The 5,750-nt window shown below is 33.2% G+C and carries 4 protein-coding genes; 1 reads left to right on the forward strand and 3 read right to left on the reverse strand.

Annotated elements, in window-relative coordinates:
• The 3 genes from DNK84_RS10870 to DNK84_RS10880 form a co-directional block, all read right to left on the reverse strand.
• A partial coding sequence (locus DNK84_RS10870; protein WP_208123307.1) for a transposase occupies positions 1-335 on the reverse strand: 335 nt, incomplete at its 3' end.
• A 144-nt stretch (positions 336-479) separates the two neighbouring features.
• Positions 480-1,784 carry a sensor histidine kinase gene (locus tag DNK84_RS10875; RefSeq protein ID WP_162902396.1) on the reverse strand — a complete coding sequence of 435 codons (1,305 nt, stop codon included), beginning with the start codon at positions 1,782-1,784 and terminating at the stop codon, positions 480-482.
• Between the two features lie 22 nt (positions 1,785-1,806).
• Positions 1,807-2,595 (reverse strand): response regulator, encoded by a 789-nt coding sequence (locus DNK84_RS10880; protein ID WP_119344534.1) that lies wholly within the window; start codon positions 2,593-2,595, stop codon positions 1,807-1,809.
• A 429-nt stretch (positions 2,596-3,024) separates the two neighbouring features.
• On the opposite strand from DNK84_RS10880, the gene DNK84_RS10885 reads away from it, so the two are divergent.
• Positions 3,025-5,750, forward strand: a 2,726-nt coding sequence (locus DNK84_RS10885) for a hypothetical protein (RefSeq protein ID WP_208123308.1), incomplete at its 3' end; no start/stop codon positions are given.

Genomic DNA, 5,750 nt, shown 5'->3' on the forward strand with positions numbered 1-5,750 from the left:
TCATTCAACCCTCCACTCGGCGTGCTTCGCTGGGGAACAAGTACAGGATCAAATTCACCTGAGCGATCACGAGGCACATCAATTTCCAATAGGCCATCTTCTGTTATTACGCTTTTTCGTGCCGTGCCGTTACGTGCATTAGCAGAATCGCTACGTTCATGCCTGTCATAACCAAGATGCGCCTTTAGTTCACCTTGTAAAGCACGTTCAACCAGACCTTTGGTTAATTGCTTCAATACGCCATCTGATTTAAATAGATTGGATAAATCAGCACCTGATTCGACAATGAGATCAAGCGCTTGATCTAATGCTTTGTTTTGTTCTTTGTTTTTCATCTTTCGTCCTTAGATTATACGTTTTAACCATTATAACCTATGAAAGAATTTACACAGTTATTTCAATACTCCCAGGACTATCTGCACATGCTAATAAAATGCCGCCTAAAGCTCACAAATAGCATTTAACTTTGTCAGTTATTTTTACGAAAAAATAACCTGTGTGTTTTTACTGGTCAAACTCCACTTTATATCAACAACCAAACCACTACCACCTGCAGACTTATTATAAATAGTTAACGTTGCACCATTATGCTCAACAATATCTTTCACAATTGATAATCCCAAGCCCGATCCTGGTAAGTTGTGGCTTCGCGCCTGATCCATGCGGAAAAAAGGTTCGCATAGCTTCTCTATAAGGTTTGGATCAACGCCTGGCCCATCATCTTCAAACCTTAAGCACAATGATTGCTCTGCTTCTAAAAGTAAAATTGTTATCGAAACACCATGTGCATACTTAATGGCATTATCAATTAGATTCTGAATAACTCTTTTGAAAGACTTCCTTTGCAGTACTAAAACAATACACGTTAGGCTTGAGTGGAAGTCAATTTTAAAATTATTGACTTGGTATTCGTAGCAAATAGAGTCAACAAATTCCACCAAGTTAACCTTTTGTTGCTTTTCGATGTGGTAGGACCGACTACTATAAACATTGATTTGTTCGATTAAATATTCCATATCCGAATAATAGGTAATTAATTCCTTATGAAATGTCTTAGGAATAACATTTTGGGTATATAGTTTAGCCTTTGCCAATGGTGTTTTTAAATCATGAGATAACGCCGATAAAGTTTGTAGTTTTTCATTAAGCATTTTTTCTACTTTATCAGTCACCTGTACCATTAGATTTGCAGTATCCCGCATAAAAAAAGGCGTAAATAATGAATGTTTTTTTGCTTTTAGTCCTAATTTTTCGGCAAGTAATTTTAGCTTTAAAAAAGGCTTAAGTAATTTTTGTGTATAAGTAAAATATATTGGTACTATTAAAGCGATAAATAAAGAGGCAACTATAAGCAACAAATACAAATAAATTCTATTAATAGCGCTAATAGAAAAATCGACGCAAAACCCCAAATCACTATAACAAACTGATAACTTCTGCCTACCATTATTCTTTCTTGATAACATTCCTTCAACACGTTTACGCACCTCCCTATATGTTTTTGATAGATAATGCTTTTGTAGCTCTGTAATATTGAGATTTAGTATATTCTTAAAAGCAGGTTCTGCAGATAGATTATATTTGATGTAACTAGGCCAGGTATGGTGATAAGCCGATTTTTTTTGCTTAAAAGATTCATAAGGTAAGGAACTGTAATGTAGGTTTAACACTGCATTGGTTAAAGAATGAACCATTTGATAATAGCGATTAGTGGTATAGTTGAGATAAGAGACACTAAGAAATACTGCATTGAGAAGCAAAAAACCTATAAAAACCTTTGGCACTATCCAAAAATAGACCTGACTTTTAGTGCTTGTTTTCATGGCAGAATTCAGGACGAGCCTTGTCATTTGAATAAATGATATCAACTAACATAATATAGCCTAAGCCATGTATGGTTTTGATTATTTTTGGTTCCGCAGTGTTTTTTTCTATTTTTTTTCTCAGCCTGCCAATAATAACGTCCACAGAGCGATCAATGCCATCATATTTACGTTTAAAGATCTTGGTTGTAATTTGATTGCGAGAAACAATATTACGATTGCTCTCAAGCAATAATGTCAATACTTCATATTCGGAACCTGAAAGTTCAATGCTGATATCGCTTGGGTTAATAAGGTAACGGTCATATATGTCTAAAATCCAATTTTGAAAATGCACATATCTTTTACGTAAGCTATTTTTTCCAGTCACGAATAATTGCCTTACTACACTTTTAACTTGCGCAACTAACACATCAGCATTGAAAGGTTTGGTAATATATTGACAGGCTCCCAGCTCATAAGAAAGAATTTTTTTCACATCGTTATCAACGGCCGTTAGCATAATGATCGGAATATGATATTGCTGAGTTATTTGCTGGCAAGCATCGATACCATTACCATCTGGCAGCATCAAATCTAAAATAATTAGATCTGGGAGGGGAGATTCAGCTAAAATTTTTGATGTTTCTGATAAGCTTTCTGCCGTTAAAACAATAAAACCATTTTCCATAAGCAAACTTTTAAGTAAATGCAACATTTGCTTATCGTCATCGACAACAAGAATTCTCCTAGCTTCCAGGTCTGTCTTACAAATATCTACCCCAAACTGCATATTTTCATCCTCAGGTTTTTAGCAAAGTGCTTTAGAAAAGTTTTTGAACTTTCCATAAACTAATCACAACTTTCTCTACTAAACAAAGAAAATTAGTAATATTTTTGACATAAATTAGTATACAAGAAAATCAACTTGGCTCAATAGTCTATATTATTTATTACAATTTAGTACAACTAGATACATATTGGTAATTTATTTACTGTACCACAAGCAACACACACCAGATTGTTTTTTACACAAGTTTTACAAAAATTTAACGATTTTTTATCATTTTTAGACTATTATTTAAACAGGTATATTGCGTGCTGTCTTGAATTCCGAAGTCAAGCATAGATAGTTTCTGTTATGTTTAATTTCACAGTGCTATAAAGCCGTAAGAATATGACCTATAACCAAAACCAAAATAATATTTTTGCGAGGTGAGCTATGAATAAATATTTTAATTTTAGTATTGTCTATTCAGTTTTTTTGTTATCGCTAGCACAAGCAGATGAAAATCAAAAGCTTGACTTTTCTAATGATGTGATGACTGGTTTTGAACAAAATATAGGTTTTAAGAAAAACCCAGCAATACAGCTATCAGAGCAAGCGTTATTGCTATTTTTTAGAAAAGAGAGTCAGTTATATTTTATTATTCTTGTAAAGAATGATAGCTCAATTAGCATAAACAAACACCTTTATCAGTATAAAAACAACGAGTATTTTCAAATAGATTTAACTGACAGTGTGCATCAACGGTTAGCTAGTTTTGTTACAAACAATATCAAGGTGGGCAGCCTAGAACAAGGCCAAGCGCTTAGTAGTCAGTTTTCCGGCTTATTGGACAACAGTGACCTGTCTAATTCAAAAAAAATCTCAAAGCTTATGTATCATTACAAGGGTGAAGATAAATTAATTTATGAAGATAATATTTATATAGATGGAAGTCAGTTTGAAAGATTTGTGTTTTTAAATAATCAAAAACGTTTAGTAGAAAAAATGGTTTATATAGTAAATGAGGATACTATTACTGTAGAGAAAGAAAAATATAAAATCACCCCGAGTGAACTTAGCTTACCAGTTGGAAGTCAGTTACGAGCTGGAGAATCATGGCAAACAGACAGATTAAAACTTGTCATGCAACATGACGGTAACTTAGTTTTATATGATTTGTTACAAAACCCTTTATGGTCAAGTCATACAAATGGTTCAAAAGCAGTAAAAGCCATAGTCCAGAACAATGGGCTGGTGCTTTATGATGCTTCCCAAAAAGTTATTTGGTCAAGTGGCACTAAGCATAAATCAGACAAGGCAAATGAACTTAGATTACAGAAAGATCGAAATTTGGTTCTATATTCTGACGATAGTAAGCCAGTTTGGTCTACTCATACGCACACTAAGTATGATGATAAAATTACAAATGCGATAAAAAAAGTTGACTTAGATGGAACTAAAAAAACTTATGTGTACGACAAAGAATTCAGAATTTTGGTAGATGATAAAAATAATAAATACAGTTGGGAGAATAATAAAGTTGTTAAGGTAGAAGATAAACGAGGATACACAAAAGAATATCGTTATTATGAAAAAGATGGTTTATTAAAATCTATCTTTTATAAAGATAACTTACAAAAGTCTAGGCTAGAGGAGTCATTTTACTATAGAAATATAGCAGGGAAACCAGACTTATACATGAAAAAAATTCATTATATTGATGATGGGAGTACCTATATTGTTGAAAACACGGGAAATACTATAAATAATCCTATCTACCAGATCAAGGAGTTGGAACCATTAAACAAAACCATAGCTTATTTAAATTATGAATTAAATAAAATTGGTTTAGTGACCAGATTGAGCCTAACAGATCGGGTGAATAATAAAGTCTACAATACAAATCACCATTATGACGAGCAAAATCGGTTACATAATATCAGTACTCCTAATGAAGTTGACTATGGTTTAATCTACGAAAATGATAAGGTAGCAACCGTTATTTTTGATGATGGGAGTGATAAAGAAATTTATAAAATTAACTATATAGACGATAAAATTGATTTCGTTGAAAAACAAGACAGTTATCACACTAAGCTGCATTATTTTTATGATTTAAGCAACAGTATTGTTGGATATAAATGCCATAGTAATGACTCAAGCGTTTGCCCTAGTATCGGTGAGGATGGATTCCTTAAGGAAGAATTTATATTGAAAAATAATTCTTCAAAAGTGTTAATTGATATCAAGAAATCGTTCGATAATTATTATCAATTCACTAAATTTAACTATGATCCTCACAATAATCATCTAGTATCCGAAAAAAATATACGTTTATTAGGTCGCTGGGGGAAGGATAAAATAAAAGAGCGTTCCTATAGTGAAGAAACAAAATTTTACGATGAAGAAGGAAGGCTTATCTATGATGGCAAAACTAAAGTAATATATGATCCTATGGGAGCTAGTTTACAAATAAGTGCAAATAATGAGCAGTCTATTCATACTAAGTACTATGTACTTGATGTGAATAAGAATAAATTGAGTAACCATTTACTAGATAGCTTAATTAGTTTTGGTGCATCTTTTGAAAATGGTCGATTTGTTCAGTCATATATGCTTGATTTGGCAGGAAGTGTTACGCCGGTCTTAGAAGTAAAAACTTTTAAAGACGGAGTAAAGGACTTTTTTGGTGGCTTATGGAATTTTGCAAGGGACGTTAACCCATATGCTTTTTATTTAAACCTAGCTGGTTATGATTCTCCATTACCTGCTTATGGAAATGAATCTTACTGGCAACGAATGAAAGGTTATGGCTATGGTGTCTATAGCTCATCTCCCGTAGCTGTATTTACTGGAGATTTTCACTTTTTTAGCATAAAGTATGGATTACTGCATAGCTTACAAGTAGCCCCTGTTGTAGGTTCTTTAGCACAAGCAGCCTACTATCGCTATTATAATGCGCCATCTATGGCATATTATTACTTAGGAACAGCCTCAGCTGATTTGTCTGTATTTTTATTGACTGCTGTTGTGGGTTATATGTATGAAGAATTTGTTGCAGGTTATGAATTTAAAACCCTGACCATAGAGGAAGGCGATGTAGTACATGCTGCAAATGGTAGTTATATTAAAGGCGAGGTAGGCTTCGATGCTAATGGTAAAATTGAAGGTCATGGAAT

This window comes from Facilibium subflavum, assembly GCF_003574485.1.
Classification (GTDB): Bacteria; Pseudomonadota; Gammaproteobacteria; order Francisellales; family Francisellaceae; genus Facilibium; species Facilibium subflavum.